Source organism: Caballeronia sp. BR00000012568055, assembly GCF_029439455.1.
Classification (GTDB): Bacteria; Pseudomonadota; Gammaproteobacteria; order Burkholderiales; family Burkholderiaceae; genus Caballeronia.
On sequence record NZ_JAQFVG010000219.1, the window covers coordinates 554 to 804 of the forward strand.

Genomic DNA, 251 nt, shown 5'->3' on the forward strand with positions numbered 1-251 from the left:
CGGCATGCACTTCCTCGATCTGATTCAGGAAGGCAATATCGGCCTGATGAAAGCCGTCGACAAATTCGAGTATCGACGCGGCTGGAAATTCTCCACCTACGCGACATGGTGGGTGCGGCAAGCGGTGACGCGTTCGTTTGCCGATCAGGCGCGCACGATTCGCGTGCCGGTGCATATGATCGAATCGATCAACAAGCTCAATCGGATTTCGCGCGAGATTCTGCAACAGACCGGCCAGGAGGCGCATCCTG

The 251-nt window shown here is 57.0% G+C and carries 1 protein-coding gene; it reads left to right on the plus strand.

Features of this window, described 5'->3' with window-relative positions:
• The coding region (locus tag P7F28_RS10250; protein ID WP_277184383.1) for a sigma-70 family RNA polymerase sigma factor at window positions 1-251 on the plus strand (251 nt) is incomplete at both ends.